This is a genomic window from Lactobacillus sp. M0393, assembly GCF_016102025.1.
Lineage (GTDB): Bacteria > Bacillota > Bacilli > Lactobacillales > Lactobacillaceae > Lactobacillus > Lactobacillus melliventris.
In genome coordinates, this window is sequence record NZ_JACFPK010000006.1 from 95,533 (window position 1) to 110,760 (window position 15,228).

The window sequence follows — 15,228 nt, forward strand, 5'->3', positions numbered from 1 at the left end:
ATTAACAAATGATGTGAACCCCAAAATTAGGACACTTTATATTAGCTATTAACTGAGGACTAACTGCCGATATTCAAGCGGAGTTAGTCCTTTTAGTTTGATTTTGATTCTTTTCTGATTGTAATACTCAATATAGTCTCTGATTGCGTCTTCCAGTTCTGTGAGATTCTTAAACTGCTTTTCAAAACCATAAAACATTTCTCGCTTGAGTATCCCGAAGAAGCCTTCCATTAACCCATCATCAAGCGAATTGCCCTTGCGTGACATTGACTGGCTAATGCCATGATTTTTGAGCCACGCTTGAAATTGCGGGTGTTGGTACTGCCAGCCTTGGTCTGTGTGGAAGATCAAACCATTTAGTGCCGGATGTTTGTCCCAGGCCTTTCTTAACATATCCATGGTCTGCTTAAGATTAGGGCTGCGGGAAATAGTATAGGAAACAATCTCTTGGGTGCAGCCATCAATGATCGGTGATAAATAGGTCTTTTGCCCCTTGAGCTTAAACTCAGTTATATCTGAATACCATTTGTGATTGGGATAAACCGCACTGAAGCTGCGTTTAATCAAGTCAGGCTTAATCGGACCCTGAGTGCCGCGATAGCTGCTGTATTTGTGCCAACGTTTACTGACTATGCCAAACAGTTTCAGCTTGTTCATTAGGCGCTGCACCTTTTTATGATTGACTAATAAACCGCGACGCCTAAGCTCTGCAGTAATACGGCGATAGCCATAGCGGTGCTTGTGTTCTTCATAGATAGCTTTGATTTCAGCCATTATTTCTCGATTGTCCCGCTCTTTGTCCTTCTTCTTTAAAGTGTAGTAGTAATTACTACGGGATAAGTGCGGCAGATTGGGATTGGCATTAATGGTATCAAGAATAAAAGTTACGCTGACTTTAAGCTCGCGCCTTAGTTGGGTAACTGCCTGGGCTATTTCCGCGGCTTGCGGTTCTTGGTCCGCTGGTCGACTAAGACGCTCAATTTTTTTACGAATTCGTTCTCGATTTTCAGCTTCAAGTTCTGCTGGCGTAAGCGGTCGTTCTCTTGCTTGAGCCGATGATTTTCCTGTTTGATCAGCTGTTCTCTTTTGGTCATGGGGCGGTCGTCCTCTCTGCTTGTTAACGATATTATACCCATTTTTACGATATTCGCGCAGCCAATTAGACAACATGCCACGACTTTTTAAACCTAAATCTAGTGCTACGTGATAAAGGGGTTCATGGTCAACTATGATTCGCTTGAGAGCTTGCTCCTTAAAATTACTTGTATAAGCAGTGTAAGGCTGATCTAAAATGGCTAGACCGTGACGGCCAATTAAAGCTAACAAGTAACTAATATTAGTCCTGCCAACCCGATAACGCTGACTTAGCTCAGCAGGGCTGATTTGATAATCGTGCCAAAGATGATAGATTTCAATTTTATCTTGTTTAGATAATTTAGACATAAAGATGACCCCCAAATTTGTCCTAAATTTGGGGGTCATATCAAAATGGTTTTTTTTATATAAAATTTTTCTTAATGTCGGGCTAATCACTGTCTTCGGGTAGAAAATTTTTGTATCATGCTGCTTGGAACTTTTTGCTGGAGGATAGATAAAATGAAAGAGATATATATTGTTGCAGCTAAAAGAACACCTTTTGGTCGTTATCATGGCTTATGGGCGGAAAAAAGTGCTATCGATCTAGGTGAAATTGTATTAAGGGAAACCTTGAAAAGCATTAATTTAAATCCGGAAAATCTTGAAGCACTATTTATGGGCAACGTATTAGGTGCAAGTTTAGGACAAAACATGGCTCGCCAAGTTGCCTTGAATACTGGTATGAGTCCGCAAAGCAGCAGCGTCACAATTAATGAAGTTTGCGGTTCGAGTTTGAAAGCTCTGCGCTTAGCACAAGGACAGATGGAAATGGGTGATTTTGGTCTGGTCGCCGTTGGTGGTGCGGAGAGCATGTCTAATGCAATTTACCTGACGGCAAGCAAAGAAAAGCCCAAATTTGAAAGTGAAATGCTGCAAAATGGACTGACAGATGCTTTTTCTGATTCACATATGGGACTTACAGCCGAAAATGTGGCAGAAAAATATGGTGTAACCCGCCAAGAAATGGATGAGTACAGTGTAGCTTCACACCATAAGGCAGCTGAAATTGCCCAACAGGATTTTTTCAAAGATGAAATGATTAACGTTGAAATAAACGGCAAGACTATTTGCCAAGATGAAAATATTCGTCCCGACACCAACTTAGCAGCGCTTAGTAAACTTAAGCCGGTCTTTAAAAAAGATGGTAATGTTACTGCCGGTAATTCTTCTCCTTTAAGTGACGGTGCCAGCATGGTTATTTTAGCAACAGCAGAAAAAGTAGCAGAGCTGAATTTGCAGCCTCTGGCTCGGCTTGGTGCCTTTGCCGAATCAGGAAATGATCCCGCTTATATGGGCATCGCACCATACTATGCTGTAGCAAAGCTATTGCAAAAAACCAACAAGACGATTAATGATTATGATGTGGTTGAAGTTAATGAAGCTTTTGCTGCGCCCAGTGTGGTTTTAGCGCAAAAATTACAGATTCCACCAGCAAAGTTAAATATTTTTGGCGGTGCCATTGCCCTAGGACATCCTCTAGCAGCTACAGGTACTCGCCTGGTCGGAACTGCTATTAACATTATGAATCAGATAAATGGTCAAAAAGCGCTGGTTACTCTGTGCATTGGCGGGGGCCAGGCAATTGCATGTGAAATTGAGAGAATTTAAATGAAATTTTATGAATTAACACCTGCAAAAAGAAGGGCCTTACTGCGTCAGCGCGGTATTGAATTAGATGAAATTGATGAGCAGGTTTTGCATGATCTTGACTTATTGAGTGAAAATGTCATAGGCCAATTGCGATTACCAGTTGGTTTGGTGCAGAATGTGTTGGTGAATGGCCACAAGTATCAAGTGCCACTGGCTACAGAAGAGCCATCAGTAGTTGCTGCTGCTAATCATGGTGCGAAGATTGTGACTGAAGCTGGCGGTTTTACTGCTATTAGTCAACGCAATGGCATTTGGGGTCAAATCGTTCTACAAGCTGCTGTTGATTTTAAAATAGCTCAATTACAAGCTTTCTTTCCTGAATTAATCAAACAGGCAAATAATGAATATGCTAGTTTAGTTAGGCATGGCGGTGGTGTAAAAACTATTACCGCACAGCAAGAAAAAGACTTAGTTTTTCTGAAGGTTCTGGTTGATCCTGCAGAGTCGATGGGTGCCAATAGGGTAAATTCTATTTTAGAGTATATGGCTGAGCAGTTAGCTGTCTTTTCGGGCATTAAGCAAAAATTATTTGCTATTTTATCTAACTATCCCAGTCAAATAACAAAGGCAAAAGCAGAAATACCAGTAGAAGTAATTGGTGGAATAGAAACTGCGCAAAAAATTGCGTTACTCAGTAGAATTGGTCAAACTGATCCTATGAGGGCTGTCACAAATAACAAAGGCATTATGAACGGCGTTGATGCAGTATTGCTTGCTAGCGGTAATGATACTCGCGCAGTTGAAGCCGCCTGCAGCGTTTGGGCAGCAAAAAGGGGGTCGTATACCAGTCTTAGTAAATGGTACGTGCAAGATGAAAAACTGCTGGGAAAGCTCAGCCTTCCTTTACCGCTTGGTGTTGTGGGTGGGTCAATTAAATCCAGAAAAGATGTCAAGCAAAACTATCGGATATTAGGGGAAGAAATTACTAGCCAGGAATTAGCGAACATTATTGCTGCGATTGCTTTGGCTAACAATCTGGCAGCCTTATTGGCGATTGCCACTAAAGGAATTCAAGAAGGGCACATGAAGCTGCAAGCCAGAAATATTGTTGCTGATTTAAAGGCCACTTCTTCTGAAAAGAAAAAAGTTTTGCAGATGTTAATTAAAAGCAATCTTTATAGTCAAACAGCAGCACAAGATTTTTTAAAGGAAATTAGGAAGGAAAACAATGCAAGTCGGAATTGATCAAATTGGTTTTTATACGCCTAACAAATATGTCGATATGGTAGATCTAGCCCATGCTCGTAATGAAGATCCGAATAAATTCCTGATTGGAATTGGACAGCAAAAAATGAGTGTAGCTGATCAAACCCAGGATGCGGTATCAATGGGAATTAACGCGACATTAAGGTATTTAGATCATATTGCTAGGGAAAATGTTGGTTTATTAATAGTGGGAACAGAAAGCGGAGTTGATCAATCCAAATCTGCTTCCCTTTTCATCAAAACGGCATTAAACCTGCCACCAAATGTGCGAACTTTCGAGGTAAAAGAAGCATGTTTTGGTATGACAGCCGGAATTATGATTGCTCGTGATTATGTACGCTTGCACCCCAATCACAGCGCAATTGTTATTGGAGCTGATATTGCTCGTTATGGTATTAATACTGGTGGGGAAGTGACTCAGGGTGCAGGCAGCATCAGTGTGCTTGTTAAAACTGACCCGCAAATAATGACTTTAAGTGTTGGTCACAGTGCTTATAGCGCAGATATTAATGATTTTTGGCGTCCCAACGATTCTGCAGTTGCCTTGGTTGATGGTAAATATTCTAAAGATGTTTATCTCGACTTTTTCAGGCATACATTTACGGATTATCAGAAACAAACGGGCTTAAAAGCCAGCGATTTCACCGCTCTTCTTTATCACTTGCCATTTGTGAAAATGGGCTTTAAGGCAAACCAGTTGGCAATTGAGAAGCAAGATGAAGAAACTAAAAAGCGTCTGGCGGATAATTTTGCTGCAAGTGCTTGTTATAGTAAAGAAATTGGTAATATTTATACTGCATCTTTATACTTAAGCCTTTTGAGTTTGTTGGAAAATGCTCAGTTGCCTGCGAATGCAAAGGTGGGTTTGTTTTCATATGGTTCAGGTGCTATGGCAGAATTCTATTCTGGTCAAATATGTGAGGACTATGGCAAAGCTTTAAACCAAACAGCAGATCAAGAACTGATTGCTCGCAGACAAAAGTTAACTATTCCGGAATATGAACAAATCTTCAATCAAGCTTTAAAAAACCCGCAAGATGGTTTAAAACTTACAAGTGATGAACAGAGTGGCACTTGGTACTTCGCCGGAACTGAAAACCATATCCGTCAATATCGCAAAAAATAGCTAAACAAATAAAAATGCCGCTAAAAGCGGCATTTTTTAGGTTAATCTGACTGCATTTTGGTCAGGTAAAATTTGAATACCGTAAACGGCAATTTTTTCTTTTTGATAACTAATATATATTGGAATACTGCGACCATGAATATTTTTTACTAAGCTGCTGAATTTGCTTTTTGTTAAGGGCTTTTTGCCGGGAAAAAATAGGCAAGCCGTACTAGTAATCTTTACTTTTGCCAATGGAACATTTCTTTGAGCAATAGTTAAATAGAAACTGGTTTGATTGTTTAAGTCATTAGTTAATTGCAAAAAATCTGTTAATCTCATTTTTTATTTTTCCTATACAAATTAAAAATGTTATACTATAAGATATTATTTTTAGTGAGGATGGCTTAACTAATTGAAAAAATTAAAGCATAAAAAGTTGTGGCTTTCATCAATTATTATTATTTTATTAGTATTTTTAATATTTACCGGGGCAGGTTACTATTTCTTTAGAGTGGCTTGTGTTCCTGGCAAAAAGAGTTTTTTAAGCTCTTCAAGTAAGGTTCTCAAAAAGACTGATCCCCTTTACCATGAAAAAAAGTGGTTTAAAGGTATTGCTAAACAAAAATGGCACATTGAATCAGCTGATGAAAAGTTTAAATTAGAAGCAAACTTCATTCCTTATAAAAATTCACACAAAACTGCCATAGTTTTACCAGGATACATGGATACTAAAGAAGACATGGGAAAATATGATGCCTTGTTTCACGAATTAGGCTATAATACTCTAACTCCAGATCCAAGAGCACAAGGTCATAGTGAAGGACATTATATTGGCTATGGCTGGCCGGAAAAAAACGATGTGAAAAAGTGGATTTCATACTTATTACAGACAAAAGGTAATCAGCAGCAGATTGTGGTTTATGGCTTGAGTATGGGTGCAGCTACTGCCATGATGACTAGCGGACTGAAATTGCCTCAGCAAGTTAAAGCGTTTGTTGAAGATTGCGGTTACACCAGTGTTAAAGACGAAATCGAACACGAAGCAGGGGTTCTGTACAGCATGCCCGCCTTTCCTCGTTTTCCATTAGTAGAAATTTTGAGTGGCATAAATAAGATCAAAGTTGGTTATTTTATGGGTGATGCGTCCAGCGTGCAGCAATTACATAAAAATCACAAGCCCATGCTCTTTATCCACGGTAGTCAAGATAATTTTGTTCCAACCAAGATGGTCTACCCTAATTATAAAGCTACCAAAGGGCCAAAGGAAATATGGGTTGCTCCTAAAGCTAAACATGCCCAGTCTTTTTCAAAACATCGCCAAGAATATAAAAGACGGGTTGCAGCATTTTTAGCTAAATATGTCAGGTAGGCCGTGCATTATATTTGCTAGCGCTTACATAAGTTTGATATTATAAAATTGTGGTTAAGGTTGACAAAATTTCTATCTCCATAATATGTTTGTTATTGAATCTTTAAAAACAAGTTTATCGCGAAAAAATTCGATTTTTGTATGTTTATATCTGTGAAATTTTTCATTTAAACTGAAAAGTTTTTAATCTACACCTGACCCACAAAAAATAGTTGTCACAGCAAGTGACAACTATTTTTTACCTTAAAGTTAATTTGACAACGCATTCACATCTTGGCGTTTGCGGTAACATATCTACATTTTCAATTAGTCTGACATTATATGCTTCGCTCAAAAGAACTAAGTCTTGTGCCAGAGTGGAGGGGTTGCAAGAAATGTATACAAAAGTTTTAGGCTTCACCCTTAGGATGGTTTTGATCAAGCTTTTTGCCAGTCCCGTGCGTGGTGGGTCAACAATCAAAGCATCAATTGGCATACCATTTTGGACTAATTCTGGTAAAATTTTTTCCACGCTTCCCTGAATGTAATTAGCATTTTTAATATGATTCAGTTCTACGTTATGATTAGCATCTTCGACTGCTTCGGGGATAGTTTCAATGCCAATAACTTGTTTAACCTGATCAGCGGCTAAGATTCCGAGTGTACCTACGCCGCTATATGCATCTATTAGAGTTTCAGTTGGCGTTAAATCTAAAAATTTCAGTGCTTTTGAATATAACGTAACAGTTTGAACTGGGTTTAATTGGAAAAATGCTCGCGGTGACAGTGCAAACTTTTTGCCCAAAATTTCATCAGTTATCTGATTTTTTCCAGCCAGCTTAACTGTTTTGTTACCCCAAACCTGGGGGTTACGCCAGTCAGTTTCATTTTGATAGACACTGACCACGTCTGGCAGGCGCATAACTTGCTCGGCAAGCTGCTCTAAATTTTTGATATTGCGGCCAACAGTAATTAAAGTTACTTGTATTTCATGAGTAGCATATGCTTGCCGCACCACAATTGTTTTTAAACCGTCAAAATGGCGGTAGGGGTCGGCAATTTTAACGTGCAATTTTTCTACTAAGCTTTTGATTTTGCGCTCAGTATCTTGAGTGGCCCGGCTTTGCGTAGGCATAGCAGGTAAATCAAACAGCTCGTGTGAGTTAGGTGCAAAAAGGCCCAAACTGGTCTGTCCATGAGACTGTTCAATTTGGTATTGCGCTTTATTACGATAATGCCATTCTTCTGGAGCCGCAATGGTTTTCTTAACTTTATACTTACTGTATCCCCGGGGATGAAATTTTTTCAAAGCTTCAAGGACGTTGTCCCGTTTATATTCAAGTTGCTTAGGGTAAGCTAAATGAGCCAGTTCCAGCCCACCTATTGCCGGATTAACTTTAGCCGGGAATGCTACTCTGTCTGGACTTTTTTCTTTAATGCGGACTAATTCTGCCTCAATGTAACGGGGATATTCTTTGATAATTTTGGCAACGACCACTTCTGCGGGCAAGGCACCTGGAATGAAAATGATTTTTTTGCGGTAATAGCCGATTCCTTCGCCATTAATGCCCAGTCTTTTAATGGTAATAATAATATCCTTGTCTTTTGGTTTATTTTGATTAAATTTCTTGTACATAGTTTTCTTTCTACAATAAAATAGTAAATGTTAACAATTTATTGTACTCCCAGAAAAAAGGATTTAGCAAGATTAACCAAAATTTGCTAGCATGGAGTTAAGCACTAGAAAGGTGAAATTGTTATGCCAATTATTACTAAAGTAAGTAGTCAAAAAAGACCCGGACGATTTAATATTTTTTTAGATGGTAAGTATTCTTTTTCCGCTGCTGAGCAAACTGTGGCTGAATTTATGCTTTTAAAAGGCCAAGAACTGACTGAAGAACAAATTGCTGAAATTAAGCAATTTGATCAAGATGCCAAGGCTACCAATATTGCATCTAATTATTTAAGTTATGAACCTAGAACTGTTTATGAAGTTTTACAATATCTTAATAAACATGGTATTGATAATGACTCCGCGCAAGCAGCAGTCAGTCAGCTAACAGAAATGGGCTTTTTAGACGATGCTAAGTACACGCAATTAGTGATCGCACAAAACTTGCGGATTGGTACTGATGGACCAGTTAGTGTCAGCAATAAGTTGAGACAAAAAGGAATTGATCCTGAAATAATTGCTAATGCGCTAATGGAAATAGCTGATGCTGACTGGCTGGATGCAGGTAAGAGAGTGCTTAAGTCAATGAAAAGTAAAGTGGGCAAATTGGCATGGCGCGAACTGGAACGGAAAATGACCAGTAAATTATTGAGTCATGGCTTTTCCAGCGCGCTTGCCAGTACAATAATTGCTCAAATTGATATACCGCAAAATGATGAAGATCAAATCGCAGCATTAAAAAAGCAAGGGATCAAAGCCTATAAGCGGTTTCGCCGTTTGCCAGAAAATGAGAGACAGCAAAAAATACGCAATTACTTATTTACACACGGATTTGCCAGTAATGAAATTGATGCTTTTCTAGCGGGTGAAATTATTCCTTTAGCTGAATTAGCTGAATATTAGGAGAAATTATGAAAAAACTACAGAAAAAAGTAACTTTCGTTGGTCGTCCTTTTCCCGATCAATTGATGGACGAACAGAAAACCTTTAATCAATCAAATATGGAAATGGAGCAGAATCAGGTTTTTCAGGATTTTATCGCTAAGAATGATTTAACTAATACTCGTAGCAATATGGTTGTTTTTGGACCTGAAAATTTTATGTATTGGTATGGCGTAATTGCACCCAACGAGGTTGAAGTTCCAAAAGGCTTAATGAAATTTGTTTTGCCTGAAGCCCAAGTGGCAATTACAGAAAAAGATAATCAAAATATTTCCTTTTTTAGTCAGCCATTAAATATGGTTATATCGCAGTTTTTAGCTGCAGTTGCTGCCGAAGGGATTAAAATTTACCAAAATCCTGGTGATAGTTTAACTCCTTACGTTGTGCAAACTTTAAATTTTGCCACAAAAAAACTGACCCAAGAATTATATCTTGAGGACAGTCATTAAATAATTAATGTTGTTTAGGGTCAATTGATAAGTTGTCGTATTCAACATATGCACCAAGACAAGTTGATAAAAGCATAATCAGCATCACAATTCCAACAGATTTACCCACAATTTGATCAAGGGTTAGAAATTCACGCACCACAAAAGTGGCAGCAAAACAAAGAATAAAATCTAAGATGACATTAGCAATTTGTAAAAAATAGCGTCTTCTAATACTGAAAAAGCGTAATAACTGCTTTAATAAACCATCGTCTATTTCAACCGCTAATAAATCTACTGGTCTTTGAATTGTAGCTTTGATGGCAGACATAATTAAAGCACCAACAATAGCGCCAATGGTGGTCCGGAAAAGATCAGCTGAATGCAAAACTAATGCATCATAGCCAATACCAATAATGGTCAGGCTACACAGATAAGGAATTAACAGTAAGAATGTAAAAACAAGTATGACATGACTTTTTTTCATGGGGTAACCTCATTTCTTACGTGCTATTCTAACATATTGTGTGCGTACATGATATAATGTTGGTATTTAATATGTTATTTTAAGAAAGAGAGCACAAAAATGGCTAGCGACCCCGACAAGGAGAATTTATTTGAGCGTTTCAAAAATAAATTTTCCCCTACAAATGATGAAGAAACAAGAGAGCACTTAATTACAGAAATTGCTAATTTACACGAGCACAAAAAGCTTAGTGACAATGAATTTACAATGTTAAATGCAGTTTTGGATTTTCAGGGACGGATGGTACGTGAAGTAATGGTTCCGCGAATTGATGCTTTTATGGTTGATTGCCAGGAGAGTTTGCAGGATCATCTTAAGGAAATACTGCGTGAACCATATTCCAGAATACCGGTTTATCGACGTGATAAAGACAAAATAGTAGGCATCATTCATATTCGGACGGTTTTGCGTAAAGCTTGGGAGAAGGGCTTTGACAAAATTACTTATGATGATGTCATGAATCCGCCACTTTTTGCACCGGAAACAACGGAGCTCAGAGAACTTTTAGTAGAGATGCAACAAACTCAGCAGCAATTGGCTATTTTAACGGATGAATATGGTGGAGTTGTCGGGCTTGCAACCATTGAGGATATAATTGAGGAAATAGTGGGTAATATTGATGATGAAGTGGATCAGACGGAAGTTTTGGTTCACCAAATTGCCCCTAACAAATATGTGATATATGGTAAAATGCCTCTTGATGAATTTAACGAGCAATTCGGCACCGATCTGGAAATGGAAGATGTTGACACTATTGCCGGCTATATGATTACAAAGTTAGGCATAATACCGGCAAAAGGTGAAAAGTTATCTGTCAAATTGGATAATGGCATGGTATTGACTACTAGAAGAATGATGCGTTCCAGATTAATGACGGTTTTGTTGACTGTGCCAGAAGAAAAACCTAAGAAGAAGGAAGAACAAAATACTTAATGAGTAACGAACTGTTGAATAAAGTAAATAAGAGAAGAACATTTGCTATCATATCGCACCCTGATGCCGGGAAAACTACGATTACGGAGCAAATGCTTCTTTTTGGTGGTGTAATTCGCAGCGCGGGGACAGTTAAAGCCCGCAAAAGTGGTCATTATGCTACTAGTGACTGGATGGAAATTGAAAAGCAACGTGGTATCTCAGTTACCAGCTCCGTCATGCAATTTGAATATCAGGGAAAAAGAATAAACATTCTTGATACCCCGGGACACGAAGATTTTTCGGAAGATACCTATCGCACTTTAATGGCAGTTGACTCAGCAGTCATGGTGATCGACTCAGCTAAAGGTATTGAACCGCAAACCAAAAAATTATTTAAGGTCGTAAAGCAAAGAGGCATTCCTATCTTTACCTTTATGAATAAATTGGACCGTGATGGTAGACCGCCACTTGATTTGATTGCTGAACTGGAAGACTTACTTGGCATCGAAGGTGTGGCTATGAATTGGCCAATTGGTTCAGGTCAAACTTTACAGGGATTATATGATATTGCTCATAATCAGGTTGAAATGTATCGCAAGGATGGTCCTGATCGCTTTTTGCCTCTAGATAAAGACGGTAAACTGCCGGCTAGTGAACCATTTAGTCAGAATCCCCAATTTCAAGATACATTAGGAGAAATTGACTTAATTAAAGAAGCTGGAAATCAATTTGACTTACAAAAAATTGCTCAAGGCGATCAGACACCAGTATTCTTTGGCTCCGCTTTAACTAATTTTGGGGTTGAAACTTTTTTGCAGAGTTTTGTTAAAATGGCTCCTGCACCAGCTGGTCATAAAGTTAACGACACTGAAGACTTGGCTCCTGATGATGAAGAATTTTCTGGTTTTGTGTTTAAAATTCAAGCTAATATGAATCCACACCACCGTGATCGGATTGCCTTTGTGCGTATTGGCAGTGGCGAGTTTAAAAAAGGACTGGATGTAACTTTGGCTCGCACTGGTAAACCAATTCGTCTCAATAATGCTACTGAATTTATGTCTAGTGAGAGAATGCAGGTTTCAGATGCGGTAGCAGGAGATATTGTTGGTTTGTATGATACTGGCAATTTCCAAATAGGTGACAGTATTTATGCTGGCAAACATAAAGTGGTTTATCCGCCACTGCCAGAATTTACTCCTGAACTCTTTGTGCGAGTTACTGCTAAGAACGTAATGAAACAGAAATCATTTCATAAAGGTATGGTTCAATTAGTTCAAGAAGGTGCCATTCAGTTATACCAGAATTATCAGACTGATGAGTATATCTTGGGTGCTGTTGGGCAACTGCAATTTGAGGTCTTTAAATTCAGAATGAAAAATGAATATAATTCTGATGTTGAAATGACTAATATTGGTCACAGAGTAGCACGCTGGATTGACCCTGAGCAGCTTGATCCGGCTATGGCTAACAGTCGAAATTTACTAGTAAAAGACCGTTACGGTCAACCGCTATTCTTGTTTGAAAATCAATTTGCAGAGCGTTTTTTCAAGGACAAATATCCAGATGTTAAACTGACTGAAAAACTGTAAACAAAAAACTGGCTTTAAGCCAGTTTTTTTATTTGTCAATATGGATTTCAATTACATGCTGACTTTTATCAAATGTCAACATATATGAAGGATTTTTTTCTTTAACAAGTCGCTTAATAACAAAGTTCGTTTCATCTTTACGAACACGACGATTGTGATTTTCCAAGACAATTCCGATTGCTTTATCACTTTCGGTGTAGATAACGGAGGTATTGCCTAGAGAGTAAACTTTGACATAATTTACGTTGGTCGTATTTAGTTGACTGTGAACTAGGTCCTTATAACTATTGGTTACATCTATTAAATGCATGGATTTCACCCGTTTCTTCTAGTAGTTCTTTTTTTAATTTAAGTATACAACTAAACTAAACTTTTTTCTTTAATAAAAAGCATGATTATTATATTTTGCAATAATCATGCTTAAAAATGACGTCTTTAAATATTAGTTGTGTCATTTGCTGAATTAATAGTGTTCTCATCTTCACTGATAACAATCTTATCTTCAGAAACACTAGCCAGCAAATTCTTCACTGCAGGATGATCAAGTTTATAGTCAGCAACTTTATCTTCAATTTCTTCCTGAATGGTTCTACGCAATGGTCTTGCGCCCATATCAGGACTATATCCTTCATCAACTAATTTCTTTTTAGCATCCTCGGTAACGTTAATTTGCATTCCTTGGTTTTTAACCATGCTGTTTACATCATCAAGCATTAAATTAACAATTTTTATTAAGTCATCCTTAGTCAGTTCGTTGAATTCAATCACATCATCCAACCGGTTTAAAAACTCTGGCTTAAAGAATTGACTCATTGAACTTCTGGCGGAATCTGGTTGATCTGCAGAATTTTCAGCAGTGAAACCAACACTGGTGTTCTTAATGCCTTGACCAGCATTAGAGGTCATGATGATAATTGTATCCTTGAATGATACAGTTCTACCTTGAGAATCAGTTAAGCGGCCATCATCTAAAATCTGTAAGAAAAGATTCATAACAGCTGGATCAGCTTTTTCAATTTCATCAAGTAAAATCAAACTGTATGGGTGACGTCTTACTCGTTCTGTTAGTTGTCCGGCTTCTTCATAACCGACGTAACCAGGTGCTGAACCAATTAACTTGGAAACAGAATATGATTCCATATATTCTGACATATCGAAGCGAATTAAGGCATTTTCTGAACCAAACATTTGCCGAGCCAGTTGTTTAGCTAATTCGGTTTTACCTACACCAGTCGGTCCCACAAAGAGGAATGAGCCGATAGGTCTGCCGGATTTATTAAAGCCAATCCGGTTACGCCGAATTGCACGAGCCAGTTTATCGACTGCTTTATCTTGACCAATAACGTGTGCCTTAAGATTTGGTGCCAAGTTTTGCAACTGGTTTTCTTCTTGCTTTTGTAAGTCACCAACAGGGATGCCAGTTTTTTCTTCAACAATCTTGTTCATGATCTTGCTGGTAATAATAGGAGATTTGTCCGGATCAACCTTTTGATCCTTCATCTTGTTATATTTTTCGATTTGGTCACGGTAGTATGCGGCTTTTTCATAATCTTCATTCTTGAGGGATTCTTGTTTTAATTTCTGAGCCGCATCAATTCGTTCCTTCATTTTTTCCTTGTCGACGTAAGGAATTGTCAGGTTCATTCTTGAACCTGCTTCATCTAACAAGTCAATGGCTTTATCAGGTAAAAAGCGGTCTTGAATGTAGCGCTCAGATAATTCTGCTGCTGCCTTGATAGCATCATCAGTATAATGAACATGGTGATAATCTTCGTAGCGCTTTTGAATACCCTTTAAAATACGGATTGTTTCTGCAACAGAAGGTTCTTTAACATCAACGGGCTGGAATCTTCTTGCCAGAGCAGAGTCTTTTTCAATTTCCCGGTATTCTTTTAATGTGGTAGCACCAACGAGTTGCAGATCACCACGAGCAAGAGCGGGTTTAATAATGTTGCCGGCATCCATTCCACCTTCGGCATTGCCTGCACCAACGATTTCGTGAATTTCATCGATAAAGAGGATGATATCATCATGGCCTTGTACTTCTTTAAGTAATTGCTGCATTCGTTGCTCAAATTGACCCCGAATGCCTGTACCTTGAACTAAAGAAACTACGTTTAGTGATATTATTCTTTTATCTTGCAGCTTGGCCGGGACCGAACCGTCGACAATTTGCTGGGCTAAGCCCTCAACTACAGCAGTCTTACCGACACCGGCTTCACCGATTAGGACAGGATTGTTCTTTGTTCTGCGATTCAAGATTTCAATGACACGAGCAATTTCTTTATCGCGTCCAATAACTGGGTCAATTTTACCTTTTCTTGCTAGAGCAGTAAGATCGGTTCCATACTGATCAAGCAGTGAGCGTCCGCCCCCGGCACCATTGTTGCCGTTATTGACGTTTCCTGGATTCCCATTGCCCATTCTGGGGTCCCCTGGATTTCCCGCATTGCCGTTGTAATTAAACAGGTCGCTGAAATCACCAAAGAAGTCGTTATTATCATTGTTCATATTAATATTTCCTTGTTGTTTAAGTTGTTGATAACATTGTCCACATAAATTAATTTCACGACTTTGTCCGTTAACCTTCGCAAAAAGATGAATGGAAGCTGGTCGTTTTTGACAGTTTTGACAAAGCAATTGTATTACCGCCTTTCATATCAGTTTACTAAATTATATAATTAGCACTCGCAATAATCAAGTGCTA

The 15,228-nt window shown here is 38.5% G+C and carries 14 protein-coding genes; 8 read left to right on the top strand and 6 right to left on the bottom strand.

Annotation, left to right across the window (positions count from 1 at the left end; translation table 11 throughout):
* Positions 1-48: 48 nt before the first annotated feature.
* The gene (locus tag H3R29_RS06425) at positions 49-1,443 is read right to left on the bottom strand and encodes an IS3 family transposase (RefSeq protein ID WP_305067114.1); all 1,395 of its coding nucleotides are present in this window, start codon (positions 1,441-1,443) and stop codon (positions 49-51) included.
* Positions 1,444-1,596: 153 nt separating this feature from the next.
* On the opposite strand from H3R29_RS06425, the gene H3R29_RS06430 reads away from it, so the two are divergent.
* The 3 genes from H3R29_RS06430 to H3R29_RS06440 are packed head-to-tail and all read left to right on the top strand — an operon-like array spanning position 1,597 to position 5,119.
* Positions 1,597-2,745, top strand: coding sequence for a thiolase family protein (locus H3R29_RS06430; RefSeq protein ID WP_198202829.1), 1,149 nt, complete (start codon positions 1,597-1,599; stop codon positions 2,743-2,745).
* The gene (locus tag H3R29_RS06435; RefSeq protein WP_198202830.1) at positions 2,746-3,972 is read left to right on the top strand and encodes a hydroxymethylglutaryl-CoA reductase, degradative; all 1,227 of its coding nucleotides are present in this window, start codon (positions 2,746-2,748) and stop codon (positions 3,970-3,972) included. It abuts the gene before it with no gap.
* Positions 3,956-5,119, top strand: a complete 1,164-nt coding sequence (locus H3R29_RS06440) for a hydroxymethylglutaryl-CoA synthase (protein WP_198202831.1) — start codon at positions 3,956-3,958, stop codon at positions 5,117-5,119. The genes H3R29_RS06435 and H3R29_RS06440 overlap by 17 nt, the downstream gene beginning before the upstream one ends.
* Before the next feature lie 36 nt (positions 5,120-5,155).
* Here H3R29_RS06440 and H3R29_RS06445 read toward each other — a convergent pair whose 3' ends face one another.
* Complete coding sequence (locus H3R29_RS06445) at positions 5,156-5,440, bottom strand: hypothetical protein (protein ID WP_122025821.1); 285 nt, start codon at positions 5,438-5,440, stop codon at positions 5,156-5,158.
* 73 nt (positions 5,441-5,513) lie between these two features.
* Here H3R29_RS06445 and H3R29_RS06450 point away from each other — a divergent pair, with 73 nt between their 5' ends.
* Entirely contained in the window at positions 5,514-6,470 is a 957-nt protein-coding gene (locus H3R29_RS06450; protein WP_198202832.1) for an alpha/beta hydrolase, read from the top strand.
* Between the two features lie 238 nt (positions 6,471-6,708).
* On the opposite strand, the gene rlmD is transcribed toward H3R29_RS06450, so the two are convergent.
* Complete coding sequence (gene rlmD, locus H3R29_RS06455; RefSeq protein WP_198202833.1) at positions 6,709-8,085, bottom strand: 23S rRNA (uracil(1939)-C(5))-methyltransferase RlmD; 1,377 nt, start codon at positions 8,083-8,085, stop codon at positions 6,709-6,711.
* Between the two features lie 123 nt (positions 8,086-8,208).
* Here rlmD and recX point away from each other — a divergent pair, with 123 nt between their 5' ends.
* Together recX and H3R29_RS06465 are read left to right on the top strand one after the other, a co-directional pair.
* Positions 8,209-9,024, top strand: coding sequence for a recombination regulator RecX (gene recX / locus H3R29_RS06460; protein ID WP_198202834.1), 816 nt, complete (start codon positions 8,209-8,211; stop codon positions 9,022-9,024).
* Between the two features lie 8 nt (positions 9,025-9,032).
* Positions 9,033-9,512 carry a hypothetical protein gene (locus H3R29_RS06465; RefSeq protein WP_110445830.1) on the top strand — a complete coding sequence of 160 codons (480 nt, stop codon included), beginning with the start codon at positions 9,033-9,035 and terminating at the stop codon, positions 9,510-9,512.
* A gap of 4 nt (positions 9,513-9,516) precedes the next feature.
* On the opposite strand, the gene H3R29_RS06470 is transcribed toward H3R29_RS06465, so the two are convergent.
* Positions 9,517-9,978: a hypothetical protein gene (locus H3R29_RS06470; protein WP_046324567.1), complete on the bottom strand. Its 462-nt coding sequence runs from the start codon at positions 9,976-9,978 to the stop codon at positions 9,517-9,519.
* Between the two features lie 99 nt (positions 9,979-10,077).
* On the opposite strand from H3R29_RS06470, the gene H3R29_RS06475 reads away from it, so the two are divergent.
* Positions 10,078-10,950 carry a hemolysin family protein gene (locus tag H3R29_RS06475; protein ID WP_198202835.1) on the top strand — a complete coding sequence of 291 codons (873 nt, stop codon included), beginning with the start codon at positions 10,078-10,080 and terminating at the stop codon, positions 10,948-10,950.
* On the top strand, positions 10,950-12,521 hold the full coding sequence (locus tag H3R29_RS06480) for a peptide chain release factor 3 (RefSeq protein ID WP_187156469.1): 1,572 nt from the start codon (positions 10,950-10,952) through the stop codon (positions 12,519-12,521). The genes H3R29_RS06475 and H3R29_RS06480 overlap by 1 nt, the downstream gene beginning before the upstream one ends.
* A 28-nt stretch (positions 12,522-12,549) precedes the next feature.
* Here the strand turns inward: H3R29_RS06480 and H3R29_RS06485 are convergent, their stop codons facing one another.
* Together H3R29_RS06485 and H3R29_RS06490 are read right to left on the bottom strand one after the other, a co-directional pair.
* Positions 12,550-12,831 carry a DUF1827 family protein gene (locus H3R29_RS06485; RefSeq protein WP_046324570.1) on the bottom strand — a complete coding sequence of 94 codons (282 nt, stop codon included), beginning with the start codon at positions 12,829-12,831 and terminating at the stop codon, positions 12,550-12,552.
* Between the two features lie 125 nt (positions 12,832-12,956).
* Positions 12,957-15,161 (bottom strand): ATP-dependent Clp protease ATP-binding subunit, encoded by a 2,205-nt coding sequence (locus H3R29_RS06490; RefSeq protein WP_046324571.1) that lies wholly within the window; start codon positions 15,159-15,161, stop codon positions 12,957-12,959.
* Positions 15,162-15,228 lie beyond the last annotated feature (67 nt).

What these genes read in the sequence shown, in the direction of transcription:
- rlmD (WP_198202833.1), bottom strand. Translation starts at nt 8,085, where the DNA reads ATGTACAAGAAATTTAATCAAAATAAACCAAAAGACAAGGATATTATT.
- H3R29_RS06425 (WP_305067114.1), bottom strand. Translation starts at nt 1,443, where the DNA reads ATGTCTAAATTATCTAAACAAGATAAAATTGAAATCTATCATCTTTGG.
- H3R29_RS06430 (WP_198202829.1), top strand. Translation starts at nt 1,597, where the DNA reads ATGAAAGAGATATATATTGTTGCAGCTAAAAGAACACCTTTTGGTCGT.
- H3R29_RS06485 (WP_046324570.1), bottom strand. Translation starts at nt 12,831, where the DNA reads ATGCATTTAATAGATGTAACCAATAGTTATAAGGACCTAGTTCACAGT.
- H3R29_RS06435 (WP_198202830.1), top strand. Translation starts at nt 2,746, where the DNA reads ATGAAATTTTATGAATTAACACCTGCAAAAAGAAGGGCCTTACTGCGT.
- H3R29_RS06440 (WP_198202831.1), top strand. Translation starts at nt 3,956, where the DNA reads ATGCAAGTCGGAATTGATCAAATTGGTTTTTATACGCCTAACAAATAT.
- H3R29_RS06475 (WP_198202835.1), top strand. Translation starts at nt 10,078, where the DNA reads ATGGCTAGCGACCCCGACAAGGAGAATTTATTTGAGCGTTTCAAAAAT.
- H3R29_RS06480 (WP_187156469.1), top strand. Translation starts at nt 10,950, where the DNA reads ATGAGTAACGAACTGTTGAATAAAGTAAATAAGAGAAGAACATTTGCT.
- H3R29_RS06465 (WP_110445830.1), top strand. Translation starts at nt 9,033, where the DNA reads ATGAAAAAACTACAGAAAAAAGTAACTTTCGTTGGTCGTCCTTTTCCC.
- H3R29_RS06445 (WP_122025821.1), bottom strand. Translation starts at nt 5,440, where the DNA reads ATGAGATTAACAGATTTTTTGCAATTAACTAATGACTTAAACAATCAA.
- recX (WP_198202834.1), top strand. Translation starts at nt 8,209, where the DNA reads ATGCCAATTATTACTAAAGTAAGTAGTCAAAAAAGACCCGGACGATTT.
- H3R29_RS06470 (WP_046324567.1), bottom strand. Translation starts at nt 9,978, where the DNA reads ATGAAAAAAAGTCATGTCATACTTGTTTTTACATTCTTACTGTTAATT.